Origin of the sequence: Variovorax sp. Sphag1AA (genome assembly GCF_014192575.1) — a bacterium.
In the GTDB taxonomy this organism is placed as follows: domain Bacteria; phylum Pseudomonadota; class Gammaproteobacteria; order Burkholderiales; family Burkholderiaceae_C; genus Variovorax.
The window spans coordinates 294897-312450 of sequence record NZ_JACHYC010000001.1; the positions used below are offsets into that span (position 1 = coordinate 294897).

At 66.7% G+C, this 17554-nt stretch carries 16 protein-coding genes; 14 read left to right on the forward strand and 2 right to left on the reverse strand.

The genetic code is table 11. From position 1 onward, the window contains the following. Nucleotides 1-53 precede the first annotated feature (53 nt). Both alaS and FHW64_RS01530 read left to right on the forward strand, forming a co-directional pair. Nucleotides 54-2690, forward strand: coding sequence for an alanine--tRNA ligase (gene alaS, locus FHW64_RS01525; RefSeq protein WP_184522415.1), 2637 nt, complete (start codon nt 54-56; stop codon nt 2688-2690). Then, nucleotides 2687-3703 (forward strand): 2-dehydropantoate 2-reductase, encoded by a 1017-nt coding sequence (locus FHW64_RS01530; protein WP_184522417.1) that lies wholly within the window; start codon nt 2687-2689, stop codon nt 3701-3703. The genes alaS and FHW64_RS01530 overlap by 4 nt, the downstream gene beginning before the upstream one ends. A gap of 10 nt (nt 3704-3713) precedes the next feature. Here the strand turns inward: FHW64_RS01530 and FHW64_RS01535 are convergent, their stop codons facing one another. Both FHW64_RS01535 and FHW64_RS01540 read right to left on the reverse strand, forming a co-directional pair. Beyond that, complete coding sequence (locus FHW64_RS01535) at nt 3714-4463, reverse strand: transporter substrate-binding domain-containing protein (protein ID WP_184522418.1); 750 nt, start codon at nt 4461-4463, stop codon at nt 3714-3716. A gap of 17 nt (nt 4464-4480) precedes the next feature. Next, nucleotides 4481-5794 carry an MFS transporter gene (locus FHW64_RS01540; protein WP_184522420.1) on the reverse strand — a complete coding sequence of 438 codons (1314 nt, stop codon included), beginning with the start codon at nt 5792-5794 and terminating at the stop codon, nt 4481-4483. 376 nt (nt 5795-6170) lie between these two features. Here FHW64_RS01540 and FHW64_RS01545 point away from each other — a divergent pair, with 376 nt between their 5' ends. The 12 genes from FHW64_RS01545 to FHW64_RS01600 are packed head-to-tail and all read left to right on the forward strand — an operon-like array spanning nt 6171 to nt 17527. Continuing rightward, nucleotides 6171-7145: a tripartite tricarboxylate transporter substrate binding protein gene (locus FHW64_RS01545; protein ID WP_184524174.1), complete on the forward strand. Its 975-nt coding sequence runs from the start codon at nt 6171-6173 to the stop codon at nt 7143-7145. Between the two features lie 30 nt (nt 7146-7175). Next, entirely contained in the window at nt 7176-7991 is an 816-nt protein-coding gene (locus FHW64_RS01550; RefSeq protein ID WP_184522422.1) for an SDR family oxidoreductase, read from the forward strand. Between the two features lie 23 nt (nt 7992-8014). Continuing rightward, entirely contained in the window at nt 8015-8563 is a 549-nt protein-coding gene (locus FHW64_RS01555; protein WP_184522425.1) for a cupin domain-containing protein, read from the forward strand. 9 nt (nt 8564-8572) lie between these two features. Next, on the forward strand, nt 8573-9436 hold the full coding sequence (locus tag FHW64_RS01560; protein WP_184522427.1) for an alpha/beta fold hydrolase: 864 nt from the start codon (nt 8573-8575) through the stop codon (nt 9434-9436). Nucleotides 9437-9466: 30 nt separating this feature from the next. Continuing rightward, nucleotides 9467-10333 carry an IclR family transcriptional regulator gene (locus FHW64_RS01565; protein ID WP_184522429.1) on the forward strand — a complete coding sequence of 289 codons (867 nt, stop codon included), beginning with the start codon at nt 9467-9469 and terminating at the stop codon, nt 10331-10333. Between the two features lie 7 nt (nt 10334-10340). Continuing rightward, the gene (locus FHW64_RS01570; RefSeq protein WP_184522431.1) at nt 10341-11180 is read left to right on the forward strand and encodes an SDR family oxidoreductase; all 840 of its coding nucleotides are present in this window, start codon (nt 10341-10343) and stop codon (nt 11178-11180) included. Next, nucleotides 11173-12870: a thiamine pyrophosphate-binding protein gene (locus FHW64_RS01575; protein WP_184522434.1), complete on the forward strand. Its 1698-nt coding sequence runs from the start codon at nt 11173-11175 to the stop codon at nt 12868-12870. The genes FHW64_RS01570 and FHW64_RS01575 overlap by 8 nt, the downstream gene beginning before the upstream one ends. Before the next feature lie 14 nt (nt 12871-12884). Further along, complete coding sequence (locus FHW64_RS01580; RefSeq protein WP_184522436.1) at nt 12885-13688, forward strand: aspartate dehydrogenase; 804 nt, start codon at nt 12885-12887, stop codon at nt 13686-13688. A gap of 25 nt (nt 13689-13713) precedes the next feature. Further along, nucleotides 13714-15192: an aldehyde dehydrogenase gene (locus tag FHW64_RS01585; RefSeq protein WP_184522438.1), complete on the forward strand. Its 1479-nt coding sequence runs from the start codon at nt 13714-13716 to the stop codon at nt 15190-15192. 16 nt (nt 15193-15208) lie between these two features. Next, nucleotides 15209-16180 (forward strand): VOC family protein, encoded by a 972-nt coding sequence (locus tag FHW64_RS01590; protein ID WP_184522440.1) that lies wholly within the window; start codon nt 15209-15211, stop codon nt 16178-16180. An 11-nt stretch (nt 16181-16191) separates the two neighbouring features. Then, nucleotides 16192-17187, forward strand: a complete 996-nt coding sequence (locus tag FHW64_RS01595; protein WP_184522442.1) for a tripartite tricarboxylate transporter substrate binding protein — start codon at nt 16192-16194, stop codon at nt 17185-17187. Nucleotides 17188-17191: 4 nt separating this feature from the next. Continuing rightward, the gene (locus FHW64_RS01600; RefSeq protein ID WP_184522444.1) at nt 17192-17527 is read left to right on the forward strand and encodes a hypothetical protein; all 336 of its coding nucleotides are present in this window, start codon (nt 17192-17194) and stop codon (nt 17525-17527) included. Nucleotides 17528-17554: the final 27 nt, after the last annotated feature.

A 17554-nucleotide genomic window follows, 5' to 3' on the forward strand; every position in this document is an offset into this window, starting at 1 on the left:
GCAAGGCGCCAGTTTCACGACGCAGACCGCCTCTGCAACAAGCCAATTCCAAGATGAGCCAGCCCACCTTCAGCGTTGCCGACATTCGCAAGACGTTCCTCGAATTCTTCGAGAGCAAGGGCCACACCGTGGTGCCCTCCAGTTCGCTGGTCCCGGGCAACGACCCCACCCTGATGTTCACGAACTCCGGCATGGTGCAGTTCAAGGACGTGTTCCTCGGCAGCGACAAGCGCCCCTACGTGCGCGCAGCGTCCGTCCAGGCGTGCCTTCGCGCAGGCGGCAAGCACAACGACCTCGAAAACGTGGGCTACACCGCGCGCCACCACACCTTCTTCGAGATGTTGGGCAACTGGAGCTTCGGCGACTACTTCAAGCGCGAATCGCTCAAGTGGGGCTGGGAACTGCTGACCCAGGTCTTCAAGCTGCCGGCCGATCGCCTGCTGGCCACCGTCTACCACGAGGACGAAGAGGCCTACGACATCTGGACCAAGGAAATCGGCCTTCCGCCCGAGCGCGTGATCCGCATCGGCGACAACAAGGGCGGCAAGTACAAGTCCGACAACTTCTGGATGATGGCCGACACCGGCCCCTGCGGCCCGTGCAGCGAAATCTTCTACGACCACGGCCCGGAAATCCCCGGCGGCCCTCCGGGCAGCCCTGATGAAGACGGTGACCGCTTCATCGAGATCTGGAACCACGTGTTCATGCAGTTCGACATGAAGGAAGACGGCAGCGTCGTGAAGCTGCCCGCGCCCTGCGTCGACACCGGCATGGGGCTGGAACGCCTCGCGGCCATCCTGCAGCACGTCCATAGCAACTACCAGATCGATCTGTTCGATGCGCTCATCAAGGCCGCGGCGCGCGAAACGGGTTGCGCCGACATCGGCAACAACTCGCTGAAGGTCATTGCAGACCACATCCGCGCGACCGCGTTCCTCGTGGCCGATGGCGTGATCCCCTCGAACGAAGGTCGCGGCTACGTGCAGCGCCGCATCGTCCGGCGTGCCATCCGCCATGGCTACAAGCTGGGTCAGAAGAAGCCGTTCTTCCACAAGCTGGTGCCTGATCTCGTCGCGCTGATGGGCGACGCCTATCCCAAGCTGCGCGCCGACGCGCAACGCATCACCGACACGCTGAAGGCCGAGGAAGAGCGCTTCTTCGAGACGCTCGCCAACGGCATGGAAATCCTCGACGCAGCCCTCGCCGACGACGCGAAGGTGCTGCCGGGTGACGTGGCCTTCAAGCTGCACGACACCTACGGCTTCCCGCTCGACCTCTCGGCAGACGTGTGCCGCGAGCGCGGTGTGGCGGTGGACGAAGCCGGCTTCAACGCAGCGATGGAGCGCCAGAAGGCCGCTGGTCGCGCGGCCGGCAAGTTCAAGATGGAGCGCGCCGTCGAATACACCGGCGCGGGCAACGTCTTCACCGGGTACGAACACTTGGAAGAGAAGGCGAAGGTCGCCGCGCTGTACTTCGAGGGCGCGCCTGTTCAGCAACTGAGCGAAGGCCAGTCCGGCATCGTCGTGCTCGACACCACCCCGTTCTATGCCGAGAGCGGCGGCCAGGTCGGCGACCAGGGCGTGCTCGCCGCCGAGGGCGTGCAGTTCGGCGTCGACGACACCCAGAAGATCAAGGCCGACGTGTTCGGCCATCACGGCACGCAGACGCAGGGCACCCTCAAGGTCGGCGATGCCGTGACCGCCCGCGTCGACACCGCGCTGCGCGCGGCGACGATGCGCAACCACAGCGTCACCCACCTGATGCACAAGGCGCTGCGCGAAGTGCTCGGCGGCCATGTCCAGCAGAAGGGCTCGCTGGTCGATGCCGACAAGACGCGCTTCGACTTCGCGCACAACGCGCCGGTCACACAGGAACAGATCACCGAGATCGAACGCCGCGTGAACGCTGAGATCCTCGCCAACGAGGCGACGCAGGCCCGCGTGATGGACATGGAGTCGGCGCAGAAGACCGGCGCCGTGATGCTCTTCGGCGAGAAGTACGGCGAAACCGTCCGCGTGCTCGACATCGGCAGCAGCCGCGAGCTGTGCGGCGGCACGCACGTTGCGCGCACCGGCGACATCGGCATGTTCAAGATCGTGAGCGAAGGCGGCGTGGCTGCCGGCGTGCGCCGTATCGAAGCGGTGACCGGCGCCAATGCGCTGGTCTACCTGCAGCAGCTCGAAGCCACCGTGAACAGCGCCGCGGCGACGCTGAAGGCGCCGGTTTCCGAACTGCAGCCGCGCCTTTCGCAAGTGCTCGAACAGGTTCGCGCGCTGGAGCGCGAAGTAGGCGCTCTGAAGGGCAAGCTCGCTTCGTCGAAGGGCGACGAACTGGTCGCGCAGGCGGTCGACGTGAACGGCATCAAGGTGCTCGCGGCCAAGCTCGACGGCGCCGATGCCAAGACGCTGCGTGACACGATGGACAAGCTCAAGGACAAGCTCAAGACCGCGGCCATCGTGCTTGCGGCCGTCGATGGCGCCAAGGTGCAGCTCGCGGCCGGCGTCACGTCCGACACCATGGGCAAGGTCAAGGCTGGCGAGCTGGTCAACTTCGTCGCTCAGCAGGTGGGCGGCAAGGGTGGCGGCAAGCCGGACATGGCGATGGCGGGCGGCACCGATGCCGCAGGCGTTCCGGCCGCGCTGCAGTCTGTGCAGGGTTGGGTGGCGGAACGACTCCAAGCCAAGGGATGAACGAGGAGTCGGCAGTCGACGTCCTCGTGATGGGGGCGGGCGCGGTCGGGTGCTACATCGGGGGCAGTCTTGCGGCCGCGGGTGTTCGCGTCGGCTTCGTCGGACGTCCCCGCGTGATCGGCGCGCTGGATTCGCGCGGGCTCACGCTGACCAATATCGAGGGGATCCGCCACCACGTGCCGCCGAGCCTGATGCGCGTCTATGAAAACGTCCCATCGGGCGTTCGTCCGGCGCTGGTCCTCCTGACCGTCAAGAGTGGCGCGACCGCGGAAGCTGCGGCCGAGCTCGCGGCAAAGCTGCCCGCAGGCACCGCCGTGCTGTCGCTGCAGAACGGCATCTCGAATGCCGACATCGCCGCCGAAGCTGCGCCCAGGCTCAATGTCCTGCCGGCCATGGTTCCCTACAACATCGCTGAACTCGGCCCTGGGGCCTTTCATCGAGGCACCGTCGGCCGCCTGGCTGCAAAGGACGATCCGGTGCTCCGCCGCTGGGTGGCGGTGTTCGAGCGGGCGGGGGTGCCCATCGACCTGCATGCCGACCTCCTGGCGGTGCAGTGGGGCAAGCTGCTGATGAACCTCAACAACCCGGTGAACGCGTTGTCGGGGCTGCCGCTGCGCGACGAACTGTTGAAGCGCGACTATCGCCGCTGCCTTGCCGCGCTGATGGACGAGGCGCTGAGTGCGCTCGGCAACGCGGGCATTGCGCCGGCGCAGCTCGCGGCGGTGCCGGCGCACAAGCTGCCGGGCATCCTGCGCCTGCCGACCCCGCTGTTCCGGCTGGTGGCTGCGCGCATGTTGCGCATCGACGCGAAGGCGCGGTCGAGCATGGCGGACGACCTCGCGCTTGGCCGTCGGACCGAGATCGATGCGCTTTGCGGCGAGGTGGTGCGCCTCGCGCGAAAGCACGGCGGTGAAGCTCCGCTCAACGCGAAGATGGTCGAGCTGGTCGAGGCGTGGCCGGAGCGCAAGGAACGCTGGCCGGCCGCCAAGCTCGCGTCCGAGCTCGGCCTCTAGATCGGCACGATCAGGCTGTGTGGCCCGCAGGCGCGACGCTCGCGCCTTGTATGCGGTGCCGCTTGAGCGCGTCCGCCACGAACCCGCTGGCTTTCATTTCTTCGACGAAAGCCGATAGGGCGGCACCGGCTTCGGCGCCGCGGGAGGAGGGCGTTCCCATCGCCTGCTGGATCACCATGAATCGGCCGGGCAGCAGACGCAGGCCTGGCGTGCTCGCAGCTTCCGCTTCGAGGACCTGCCGGATTCCCGCTGCGACTTCGACCTGACCCGCGTTCAGGCTTTCCATCACGCCCTTCGCACCCTGCACGCGGACGACTTCCGCCTGCTTGATCTCGCGCGTCAGGAAGAGGTCATAGGCGCTGCCGACGCCGACCGCGATGGGCGTCCCGGCGCGGTCGACATCCTCGTTGCGCTGCAAGGGCGATTGCGCCGGCACGAGGTAACTACCTTCGATCAACACATAGGGCGCGGTGAACTGCAAGCCTTCGCTGCGCGCCGGATCGATCGCGAAGAAGCCGATGTCTGCCTGCTCGGTGCGCACTGCTTCGACCGAGGCAGCGGCTTTCTCGAAGACCACGAATTCGATCGCCACGCTGAGCCTGCGCGCGAACTCCCGCGCCAGATCGACCGAAACGCCGGCCGGTTCGCCGGTCGCGGGGTCCTTGCCAGCGAGGATCGGGTTGCCGAGATTGATCGAGGCGCGCAGGGCGCCGGTGGGCGTGAAGGCCGAGACGACGGCAGCGGGGAGGGTGGTGGTCATCCCGCGATTCTGCCGCCCTATGTGGCCGCGGCCATGGGTTGACGTCCCTTGCGATAGAGCGCCAGCGTCGCGCCCAGCCCGCATACGGCGGCCACGCTGAGCCAGTACGCGGGCGCCGCCTTGTCGCCGGTGGATTCGATCAGCCAGGTCGAGATCGCGGGCGTGAAGCCGCCGAAAAGCGCGGTCGCCAGGCTGTAGGCGAGCGAGAAGCCGACCACGCGGACCTCGACCGGCATGACTTCGGTCAGGGCCACGACCATCGCGCCGTTGTACATCCCGAAGAGGAACGAGAACCACAGCAGCACGTCGAGCATGCGGCCGAAGCTCGGCGCCGCGGCGAGCCAGTGCATGGCGGGGTAGGCCGTGAAGATGGCGAGCACGGTGACTGCCAGCAGCAGCGGCTTGCGGCCGATGCGGTCCGACAGCGCGCCGCCGATCGGCAGCCAGATGAAGTTGGTCACCGCCACGAGCAGGGTGACGATGAGACTGTCACGCGCGCTCAGATGCAGCACCGTCTTGCCGAAGGTCGGCGTGTAGACGGTGATGAGATAGAAGGTGGTGGTCGTCATCGCGACCAGCAGCATGCCGGCGACGACGATGCGCCAGTTGCGCGTCATTGACTGGAACACTTCGCGCGTGCTCGGATGGTGCTTGCGCGCCTGGAACGCTTCGGTCTCCTGCAGCGAGCGGCGCAGCACGAAGATGCACGGGATGATCATGCAGCCCACGAAGAAGGGAATGCGCCAGCCCCATGCGGAGAGCACGTTCGGATCGAGCATCTCGTTGAGCGCGAAACCGAGTGCGGCGGCCAGCACGATCGCCACCTGCTGGCTTGCGGACTGCCACGAGGTGTAGAAGCCCTTGTGGCCGGGCGTTGCCATCTCCGAGAGATAGACCGACACGCCGCCCAGCTCGGCGCCCGCAGAAAAGCCCTGCAGCAGTCGGCCGAGCAGCACGAGCACCGGTGCGATGAAGCCGATGGTGGCGTAGCCCGGCACGAACGCGATCAGCACCGTGCCGCTGGCCATGATCGCCAGCGTGACGATCAGGCCCTGGCGGCGGCCGACCTTGTCGATATAGGCGCCGAGGATGATCGCGCCCAGCGGCCGCATCAGGAAGCCGGCGCCGAAGACCGCGAAGGTCAGCATCAACGAGGCGAAGTCGCTGCTGGCCGGGAAGAAGGCCTTCGAGATGTAGGTGGCGTAGAAGCCGAACAGGAAGAAGTCGAACTGCTCGAGGAAGTTGCCGCTCGTCACGCGCAGCACAGCGCCGAGTTTGGATGTGCCGTGGTGAGGCGCGGTGTTCCCGGGCGCCAATGTGGCTGATGTCATGCGTGTCTCCGGAAGTGGGCGGGTTGCGAGCCCCTTCATCGTAGGAAGACAAGCTGTCGAACAGCCGTCTTGGCGCTCGGGGTTTGTCTGGGCCCCGGAAGTCAGGCGTCAATCAGGCGATCGAGTGTTCAAACCCGGCGGCCGAATTGCGGCAGGGCAGTGACACCGCCTGTAAGTACACGTAAAAGATAGGGTTTCTACCTATCTTTCCCAAAGATTTTCGGAATATTCTTCTTCCATCGTTTCACCAATAGATCACGGTTTAATTAGTGAAACGAACCGGAGCAAGCAAGGCAGGCAGTTCGACCCGCCCATTTGCATCTGGAGCGGAGGCCGGTTCTCAGTTTCAACCTCGTACGGATTGCAGACCACCATGATGAAGCAGACACGTCGCCAAGCCCTCACCCTCGCCCTGTCGCTGGCGGCCGCCACCGTTGCCGGGCCGCTCTGGGCGCAGAGCTATCCCAGCAAGCCGATCACCATCGTGGTGGCCTATCCGGCCGGCGGTGATACGGACGCGCTCGTTCGCCTCTATGCGGAAAAGCTGCAGGCCCGCATCGGCCAGCCCGTCGTGATCGACAACAAGCCGGGCGCCAGCGGTGTCATCGGCAGCAGCTTCGTCTCCAAGGCGCCGGCTGACGGCTACACGCTGCTGTTCGCGCCCAGCACCTTCTCCATCGCGCAGCTCGTGCTCAAGACCGGTTCGGGCGGCTACGACGTGCTGAACGGCTTCACGCCGATCATCCAGACCGGCACGCTGCCGCTGGCGCTGGTGTCGAACGCGGCTTCCGGCATCAAGAACTTCAAGGACATCTCGGCCTCGAAGTCGCAATCGCTGACCTACGCCAGCCCGGGCAGCGGCTCGCCGATGCACATCCTCGGCGAGATGGTCAACAAGGCAACCGGCCTCAAGCTGGCCCACGTGCCTTACAAGGGCGTCGCACCGGCCATCAACGACGTGCTGGGCGGCCATGTTCCCCTGACCTACATCACGCTGGGCCCGGTCGCGCCGTACCTGCAGGGCGGCAAGCTGACCGTGCTGGCCATTGCCGACAGCAAGCGTTCGCCGCTCGCGCCGAACGTGCCCACCTTCCAGGAACTGGGCGTCAAGGATGTCGAAGTCACCGCCTGGCACGGCCTGTTCGGCCCCAAGGGCCTGCCGCCTGAAGTTGTGAAGACGCTCAACGCCCACTTCAACGAAATCATCAAGATGCCCGACGTGGTCGCGCGCATGGAGACGCTCGGCGCGCTGCCGCTCGGCGGCACGCCGGAAACGCTGGCCAAGACCAATGCTTCCGACTTCGCGCGCTTCGGGCGGATCATCAAGGAACTGGGCATCCAGGCGGACTGAACACCGGATTCCTGAAGGATTGATCCATATATGACCGCTGTGAACACCACCGCCGATCCCGCGAGCCTGAATGCGCTGCTCGCCGAACTGCCGGCCGACCTGCTCAAGGGCCGTCGCGTACTCGTGACCGGCGCTGCGCGCGGCCTGGGCTTGGCATTTGCCAAGTGCATCGCCAAGTCCGGCGGTAGCGTCGTCCTCGCCGACATCCTCGCGGACCTCGCGCAGACCGAGGCGCAGGCAATGCGTGAAGAAGGCTTCAATGCACACGGGCTTGCGATCGACCTGTCGGACCCGGCATCGATCGCCGCTGGCGCAGACGAAGCGGTGCGCCTGCTCGGCGGCCTCGACGGGCTGGTCAACAACGCCGCGATCACCAATTCCGGTGGCCGCGATGCTCACGCCCTCGAGATCGACATGTGGGACCGCGTGATGAACGTCAACGTGCGCGGCACCTGGCTCATGAGCCGCGCCTGCCAGCCCGCGCTCGCGAAGAGCGGCCGCGGCGCGATCGTCAATCTCGCATCCGACACCGCACTCTGGGGTGCACCCAACCTGCTGGCCTATGCGTCGAGCAAGGGCGCGGTGATTTCCATGACCCGCTCGCTCTCGCGCGAGTGGGGTGGCGACGGCATCACGGTCAACGCCGTGGCGCCGGGCCTCACGCTGGTGGAGGCCACCGAATACGTGCCCATGGCGCGTCACCAGAAATACCTTGAAGGCCGCTCGATTCCGCGCGAGCAGCAGGCGGTCGACGTCTGCGGCGCGGTGCTGTTCGGCCTGTCCGGCCTGTCGCGCTTCGTGACCGGCCAGCTGCTGGCCGTCAACGGCGGCTTCGTCATGCACTGAATTTTTCGACAAAGGAGTACCCGATGAGCGATCTGTCCGAGCAAAAGAGCATCGACAACGAACAACCGAGCTGGGCCCGTCCCGACGGCGCGAGCTTCGAAGAGTGGATGACCACCCGCGTGGCGCGCTTCTCGACGCGCAAGTACGACTGGAATGCCCTCAAGTTCCAGGCCGACTACGACCCGAAGTTCCGCCGCGCGCAGATGCGCTACATCGGCACCGGCGGCACCGGCGTGTCGACCGATATGAACACCATCCCGTCGGAGAACTTCACCTTCTCGACGATGGTGATCCCCGCCGGCCACGAAGGTCCGCCGCACCTCCACATCGACGTGGAAGAAGTGTTCTTCGTGCTGCGCGGCAAGCTGAAGGTCGTGCTGACCACGCCCGAAGGCGAGCGCTATGAAACCATCCTGACCGACCGCGACGTCGTGTCGGTGCCCCCGGGCGTGTACCGCGAGGAAATCAACGTCGGCGACGAAGACGCGCTGATGTGCGTGATGCTCGGCTCGAAGAAGCCGATCACCCCGACGTACCCCGCCGACCACCCCCTCGCCAAGATCAAGCGCTGAGGAACCGCGATGAGCAACGCCGCCGTGACCGACATCTCGAACCTGCCCGAGTCCGAAGTGGCCCGGCTCGACGCGCGCTTTCCTGCGCGCAGCGTGCCGGTGCGCGGCGGTGTCGTGTCGGTGCGCGAATGCGGCGCCGGCCCCGCGCTGGTGTGCCTGCATGGCATCGGCTCGGGCGCGGCGTCGTGGCTCGATACGGCGCTGCTGCTCGAATCGGATGCGCGGCTGATCGCATGGGATGCACCGGGCTACGGCGCCTCCACGCCGCTCACGGCCGATGTGCCCAAGGCGGCTGACTATGCCGAGCGGTTGCTCGGGCTGCTCGATGCGATGGAAATCGAATCGTGCGTGCTGGTCGGTCATTCGCTCGGCGCGTTGACCGCGGCTTCGGCAGCCCGTCCGGGCTCGGCGCTCGCCGCGCGAATCAAGCGGCTGGTGCTCATCAGCCCGGCGGCCGGCTATGGCACGCGTGCGGAAGCCAGCCAGCGCGTTCGCACCGAGCGGCTCGACACGCTCGACAAGCTCGGCGTCGCCGGCATGGCCGCCCATCGTTCGGGCCGCCTGGTGTCGGAAAACGCGAGCGAAACCGCGCGCCAGTGGGTGCGCTGGAACATGTCGCGCCTCAACGACCGCGGCTATCGGCAGGCCGTCGAGCTGCTCTGCGGCGCCGACCTGCTGGCCGATCTGCCGCCCGCGATGCCGGTGCGTGTCGCATGCGGCGAGCTCGACGTGGTGACGACGCCCGCGAGCTGCGAAGAGGTCGCACGCAAGTGCGGCGTCGCACTCGAGCTGCTCCCCGCGGCAGGACATGCAAGCTATGTCGAGCGGCCCGACGTGGTCGCACCGCTGCTGCGCGAAGCGCTCGCAGGCTGACCTCCGAACAACAAAACAGAACCAGAGACCATGACCACCCCTGGCAATGAAGTGATCGAAGAGGGTTCCGACCGGTACAACGTGCCGGCCCTGGAGCGCGGCCTTCGCGTGCTGTGCGAATTCAGCCGCGAGAACCGTGCGCTGTCCGCCCCCGAACTCGCGCGCCGGTTCGACCTGCCGCGCTCGACGGTCTTCCGTCTCCTCACGACGCTCGAGAACATGGGCTTCCTCGAGAAGACTGAAGGCGGCCGCGACTACCGGCTCGGCCTCGCGGTGCTGCGCCTCGGCTTCGAGTACCTCGCGTCGCTCGAACTGACGCAGCTCGGCACGCCGCTGCTGCAGCGTCTGTGCGAAGACCTGCGCACGCCCTGCAACCTCGTGGTGCGCGATGGCCGCTCGATCGTCTACGTCGCCAAGGTCGCGCCGCCGACGCCGTTCGCCAGCTCGGTGACGGTCGGTACGCGTCTGCCGGCGCATGCCACGGTGCTTGGCCGCATCCTCCTGGAGGACCTGAGCCTGCCGCAACTGCGCGCGCTCTACCCTGAAGAACGTCTGGAGACGTTCTCGCCGAGCACGCCGAAGACGGTGACCGAACTGTTCGACATGGTCCAGGCCGACCGCACGCGCGGCTACGTGCTGGGCGAAGGCTTCTTCGAGTCGAACATCTCCACCATTGCCGCGCCGGTGCGCGACCACAGCGGTCACATCGTGGCGGCGCTGGGCGCGACCATCACTTCCGGCCACATCGAGGAGAACCGCATGGACGAGCTGGTGCAGCGCGTGCGCGGTACCGCCGATGCGATCTCCGGCCTCCTGAACTATTCGCCCGTGGCTTCCGCCAAGGTGGTTCCACTTCGGAGCAACGGCAACGGCAACCGGCTGGACGAGCAGGCCTGAGACGATCATGACCACGCCAACGATCACCACTCCCTTCTTCGCGCCCGACGCGCTCGCAGGCCGCGTCGCGGTCGTGACGGGCGGTTCCTCCGGCATTGGCCTCGCGACCGTCGAGCTGCTGCTCGAATGCGGCGCATCGGTCGCGCTGTGCGGCCGCAATGCCGAGCGCCTCGACGGCGCTGTTGCCGGGCTTCGTGCCAAGTTCCCGAAGGCCGAGCTGTTTGCCCGCACCTGCGATGTCCTCAACGCCGAGTCGGTGCAGAGCTTCGCGGCAGAGAGCGAGGCCGCACTCGGCGCTGCCTCGATGCTCATCAACAACGCTGGGCAGGGCCGCGTCAGCACATTCGCAAACACCGAGGATTCGGCGTGGACCGAAGAGCTGCACCTGAAGTTCTTCTCGGTCATCAACCCCACGCGCGCCTACCTGCCGCAGCTTGCTGCGCAGCGCGTGGTGCTCGGTGACGCGGCGATCGTCTGCGCGAATTCGCTGCTCGCTCGCCAGCCGGAACCGCACATGGTCGCCACCTCGGCCGCACGTGCGGGCCTGCTGAACCTCGTGCGCTCGCTGGCCACCGAATTTGCACCGCAAGGCGTGCGCGTCAACGGCATCCTCATCGGCCTGATCGAGTCCGGTCAATGGCGCCGCCGCTTCGAAGCGCGCGAAGACAAGAGCCTCGACTGGCCCACCTGGACTGGCCAACTCGCCAAGAGCAAACACATCCCCATGGGCCGCCTGGGACTTCCCTCTGAAGCCGCGCGCGCCATTCTTTTCCTCGCTTCGCCCCTCGCTTCCTATACGACGGGCGCCCATATCGACATCTCCGGAGGCCATTCCCGCCATGCATAACCCCACCAACACCGTGACCGTCGGCGCAGTCGTCGCGGCATTCCTCGAACAGTGCGGCGTCAAGGCTGCGTTCGGCGTCATCTCCATCCACAACATGCCGATCCTGGACGCCTTTGCCCAGCGTGGCGCGGTCCGGTTCATCTCGGCACGCGGCGAAGCAGGTGCGGGCAACATGGCTGACGCCTATGCGCGGTCGACTGCCAGCCTCGGCGTGGCGATCACCAGCACCGGCCCGGCCGCAGGCAACATCGCCGGCAGCATGGTCGAAGCGCTGACCGCTGGCGCTCCCGTGCTGCACATCACCGGCCAGATCGAGACGCCCTACATCGACAAGGGCATGTCGTACATCCACGAGGCACCGGACCAGCTCACCATGCTCAAGGCCGTCTCGAAGGCCGCCTTCCGCGTGCGCAGCGTCGAGAACGTGCTCGGCACGCTCAAGCGCGCAGTGCAAGTCGCGCTGACCGCACCGACGGGCCCCGTCAGCGTCGAGATCCCGATCGACATCCAGTCCGCGCTCGTCGAGATGCCGGCAGACCTCTCGCCGCTGCCCGTCGAGGCTGCGGTTCCGTCGAAGGCCGGCCTCGACGCGCTGGCCGCGAACCTCGCGAAGGCCAAGCGCCCGATGCTGTGGATCGGCGGCGGCGCACGCCACGCCGGCGCAGCCATCAAGCGCCTGCAGAAGCTGGGCTTCGGCGTGGTCACGACCACGCAAGGTCGCGGCATCGTGCCCGAGGACGATCCGGGCTCGCTGGGCGCCTACAACATCCAGAAGCCGGTCGAGAACCTCTACCAGACCTGCGACGCGATGCTCGTCGTCGGTTCGCGCCTGCGCGGCAACGAAACGCTGAAGTACGAACTGAAGCTCCCGCGCCCGCTCTACCGCATCGATGCCGACGGCGCCGTCGAAGGCCGCTGCTACGCCACCGATGCCTTCCTCTGCGGTGATTCGGCCCTCGCGCTCGAAGGCCTCGCCGATCGCCTCGAAGCCGCCAAGTACAAGGCAGACCCAAAGCTGCTGACCGACCTGCGCGCCGCCCACGACGAAGCAGTCGCCTCGCTGCGTGACGGCCTCGGCCCGTACGCCGAACTCGTGAGCCAGATCCAGACTTCGGCTGGCCGCAACTTCAACTGGGTGCGCGACGTGACCGTCTCCAACAGCACCTGGGGCAACCGCGAACTGCGCGTGTTCGAGCCCAGCCAGGGCGTCCACGCCACGGGCGGCGGCATCGGCCAGGGCATGCCCATGGCGATCGGCGCAGCCATCGGCGCGGCGGTGACCGGCTCCGGCCGCAAGACCTTCTGCCTGGCCGGCGACGGCGGCTTCATCCTGAACCTCGGCGAACTCGCCTGCATGGTCCAGGAGAAGGCCCCGATGGTGATCGTGCTCATGAACGACAAGAGCTACGGCGTCATCAAGAACATCCAGGACGTGCAGTACGGCGGCCGCCGCTGCTACGCCGAGCTGCACACGCCCGATTACGACCTGCTGTGCAAGTCGATCGCGCTGCCGCACGCCCGCGTGACCAGCCTCGACCAACTGCCTGCGCGCCTGGACGAAGCCCTGTCGACCGACGGCCCGTTCCTGCTCGAAATCGACATGCTCACGATCGGCAGCTTCAAGAGCACCTTCGCGGGCCCGCCGACCAACAAGATCACGCAGATCCCCGCGCTGAGCGGCGGCAAGTGAGCGGGGCACCAGCAATGACCGTTCGCATCGCCCTGATCGGCTGCGGCGCCATCGGCACCGCCGCGCTCGAACTGCTGCGCGAAGACGCCGGCCTGTCGGTGGTCGCCATCGTCGTGCCCGCCGATGCCTTCGCGGCCACGAAGGATGTGGCCGCGCGGCTCGCACCCGGCGCGCAGGTGGTGTCGGCTGTGCCGGCCGACGGCATCGACCTCGTCGTCGAAGCCGCAGGCCATGCAGCCATCGAGGCGCATGTGCTGCCCGCGCTGCAGCGCGGCACGCCTTGCGTCGTCGCATCCGTCGGTGCGCTGTCGGCACAGGGCTTCGCTGAAAAGCTCGAAGCCGCTGCGGTCGCCGGCAAGACGCAGGTTCAACTGATAGCCGGCGCGATCGGCGCGATCGATGCATTGGCTGCGGCCCGCATCGGCGGCCTCGAAACCGTGCGCTACACCGGCCGCAAGCCGCCGCACGCCTGGAAGGGCACGCCGGCAGAGCAGGGCCGTGATCTCGGCGCACTGACCAGCGCTACCGTGATCTTCGAAGGCAGCGCGCGCGAAGCCGCCACGCTCTATCCGAAGAACGCCAATGTTGCTGCCACCGTGTCGCTCGCCGGCCTCGGCCTGGACCGCACCAGCGTGCGCCTGATCGCCGACCCGGCTGTTGCCGAGAACGTCCACACCGTCGAAGCCGAAGGTGCCTTCGGCAACTTCGAGCTGACCATGCGCAACAAGCCGCTGGCTGCGAACCCCAAGACCTCGGCGTTGACCGTCTACAGCGCAGTGCGCGCGTTGCGCAACCGCGTCGCGGCCCTCACGATCTGAAGCTCTCCCTGAAGCGAGTCACCCCATGATTTCCACCGAACTGCTCCCCATCAACGTCGGCGGCGAATGGCGCCTCGGCGGCTCCGATGTGTACGAGAGCCTCTATCCCGCCACCGGCGAGCCGATCGCACGCCTGAAGGCTGCGAGCCTGGCCGATGTCGAAGAAGCGATCCAGCGCGCCGACCACGCCTTCCGCACCAGCGGCTGGGCACAGAAGCTGCCGCACGAGCGCGCTGCCGTGCTGCATCGCGTGGCCCATCTCATCCGCGAACAATCCGAGACGCTGGCGCAGAAGCAACGCCTGGACAACGGTAAGCCGATCAACGAGACGCGCGCTCTCGTTGCCAGCGCCGCGGGAACCTTCCAGTTCTTCGCTGCTGCGCTCGAAACCCTCGAAGAAACCATCACGCCGTCGCGCGGCCCGTTCGTCACGATGAGCGTGCACGAGCCCATGGGCGTCGTCGCCGCGATCACGCCCTGGAACTCGCCGATCGCAAGCGAAGCGCAGAAGCTGGCGCCGGCCCTCGCCGCCGGCAACGCGGTGGTCGTGAAGCCCGCCGAAGTCACGCCCGTCATGGCGCTCGAACTGGCACGCATCTGCGAAGAAGCCGGCGTGCCGAAGGGCATCGTCAGCGTGCTGCCGGGCAAGGGCTCGGTCATCGGCGACGCCATCACCAAGCATCCGCTGGTCAAGCGCGTGTCTTTCACCGGCGGCACGACCACCGGCAAGCACATTGCGCACATCGCGGCCGACAAGATGATGCCGGTGTCGCTCGAACTCGGCGGCAAGTCGCCGACGATGGTGCTCGAAGACGCGGACCTCGATCATGCGGTCAACGGCGTGCTCTACGGCATCTTCAGCAGCTCGGGCGAATCCTGCATCGCAGGCTCCCGGCTGTTCGTGGCGCGCGATATCTACGACGAGTTCCTCACGCGGCTGGTCGAAGGCGCCAATGCGCTGCGAGTGGGCGACCCGGCTTCCGAGCGCACGCAGATGGGACCGCTGATCACCGCGCGCCATCGCGAGAGCATCGAGCGCTATGTGGAACTCGGTGTCTCCGAGGGCGGGCATATCCGCACCGGTGGCGTGCGCCCGCACGGCAACGGCATGGACAAGGGCTACTTCTACACGCCGACGATCCTCGAAGGCCTGACCAACAACGCACGCATCACGCAAGAAGAAATCTTCGGCCCGGTGCTCATCGCGATGCCTTTCGACAGCGAGGAAGAGCTGATCGCGCAGGCCAACGACAGCATCTACGCACTGGCTGCCGGTGTGTGGAGCCGCGACTTCAAGCGCGCCTGGAAGCTCGGCCGTGCGGTGCAGGCCGGTACGGTCTGGGTCAACACCTACAAGCAGTTCTCGGTCTCGACGCCGTTCGGCGGATGGCGCGACAGCGGCCTGGGCCGCGAGAAGGGCCGCGAAGGCATCTTCCAGTACATGGAGCAGAAGAGCATGTACTGGGGCACGAACGAACAACCGCTCCCGTGGGCGAACGCGTGAGCATGGAGAGATTGAAATGAGCGTATTGGGCATTGACCAGATCACCTACGGCGCGGACGACCTCGCCGTCTCCCGCACCTTCTTCCAGGACTGGGGCCTGACCCTGAAGTCCGAGGCCGCTGACGAGCTCGTCTTCGAGTGCCTGAACGGCTGCCGCGTGGTCGTCGCCGCACTCGGCAAGCCCGGCCTCCCGGTCGGAATGGAAGAGGGCCCGACGCTGCTCGAAGTGGTGTGGGGCGTGCAGAACGACGCCGACCTCGACCGCTACGCCGCCGCGATCGCGAAGGACCCGGGCTTTGCCGACGGCAACGTCGAAGGCGCACGCCGCATCGGCTGCATCGACCCGAACGGCCTTTCGGTGCGCCTGCAGGTCTCGCGCAAGCGCGCGGTCGAAGTCGACTGCGGCGCGATGAACACCTGGAACGCCAAGCAGCGCATCAACCAGCCCGCGCCGATCTATGAACGCGCGACGCCGATCGAAGTCGGCCACGTGGTGTTCTTCGTGACCGACGTGGTGGGCACCAGCGCCTTCTACAGCGACCGCTTCGGCTTCGTCGCTTCCGACAGCTACCCGAACCGTGGCGCCTTCATGCGCTGCGCACCGGACGGCGGTCACCACGACCTGTTCCTGCTGCAGCTTCCCTCGGGCAAGCGCGGCCTGAACCATGTGGCCTTTACCGTGCGCGACATCCACGAAGTGTTCGGCGGTGGCCTGCACTTCTCGCGCAAGGGCTGGGACACGCAGCTCGGCCCGGGCCGTCATCCGGTGTCGTCGGCGTACTTCTGGTACTTCAAGAATCCGGCCGGTGGCCTGATCGAGTACTACGCCGACGAAGACCAGCTCACTGCCGAATGGCAACCCCGCGAATTCGAGCCCGGCCCGACCGTCTTCGCTGAATGGGCGATCGACGGCGGTCTCGACGGCAACACCCGCCGCCAGAAGAACGTCCAAGGTCCCGAAGGCAAATTCCTCACTGAAAAGAAATGAAGGTCATGACCATGAATCGCCGTACTTCCATGTTTCGCCTGCTCGGCACGACGTTGCTCGCCTTCGGCGCGCTGACGTCCGCCCACGCGCAGACCGAAGCACAGAAGCAGCTCGGCAGCGATCGCTTCACGATCGTCTCGCCGTTCCCGCCGGGCGGCCCTGTCGACACGCTGGCACGTATCCTGTCCGACGGCCTCGCCAAGCGCTACGGCCAGGTGGCCGTGGTCGACAACGCCGCGGGTGCTGCGGGCAACATCGGCATGGACCGTGTCAAGCGTGCCAAGGGCGACGGCCACACGCTGCTCGTGGTGCCGGCCGGCAACCTGACGATCAACCCGACCTTGATGCCGAACTTCCCGTTCAACATCGAGAAGGACTTCGTGCCCGTCACGATGCTGGCAAAGGCACCCAACGTGCTCGTGGCATCGCCGACCTCCGGCATCAAGACCGCGAAGGACCTGGTCGCACAGGCCAAGGCCAAGCCCGGTGCGCTGTCGTATGCCTCGCCGGGCGTCGGCAGCGGCCTGCACCTCGCGGGCGAACTGTTCAAGCAACAAGCTGGCGTCGATCTGATGCACGTGCCGTACAAGGGCACGGCGCCCGCACTCAACGACGTGCTGGGCGGCGTGGTGCCGCTGATGTTCAGCAACCTGCCGGGCACGCTGCAGTTCATCAAGAGCGGCAAGCTGGTCGCGCTGGGCATCACCGATTCCAAGCGCACGCCGGTGGCGCCCGAGATCCCGACGCTCGCAGAGCAGGGCATCCAGGGCGTGAACGTGACCTCGTGGTATGGCCTGCTGGCCCCCGCCGGCACGCCGCCGGCCGTGGTCGAGCAGCTCGCGAAGGACGCGGCCGAGATGCTGTCGAAGCCCGACGTGCGCGAGCGCCTGCAAGCGCAAGGCATGACCGCCGCCACGATGAAGCCTGCCGAGTTCGCCACTGCGATGCGTGACGAGACCAAGGTCTGGGCGCAGATCATCAAGGCGCGCAACATCGTCGCCGAGTAAGAACATGAGCAACGCAGCGGTCCCTTCGCCGACGATGCTTCTCACGATCGTGATGAAGCATCACCCCGGCCTCACGCTGGACGACGTGCAATCGCGCATGAAGGCCAGCGACTGGTGGGAGTCTTTCCCGCCGGAAGGCACGCGCATCGTCTCGTGGACGGTGGCGATGGGGCTGGGGCAGATCCTCACGCTGGAACTGCCGCCCGAGAAGCTGCCGCTGGTGAATCTCGAACTCGAACGTCGTGCGTGGGGTGTGTTCAGCACCGAGTGCTATCCGACCTACGACTTCGTTCCCGTGCGCGAACGCATCCGCGAGCGCGTACGCAACGGCGGCCAGTGAGGCCGTACAGAAAACCTTTACGCACGT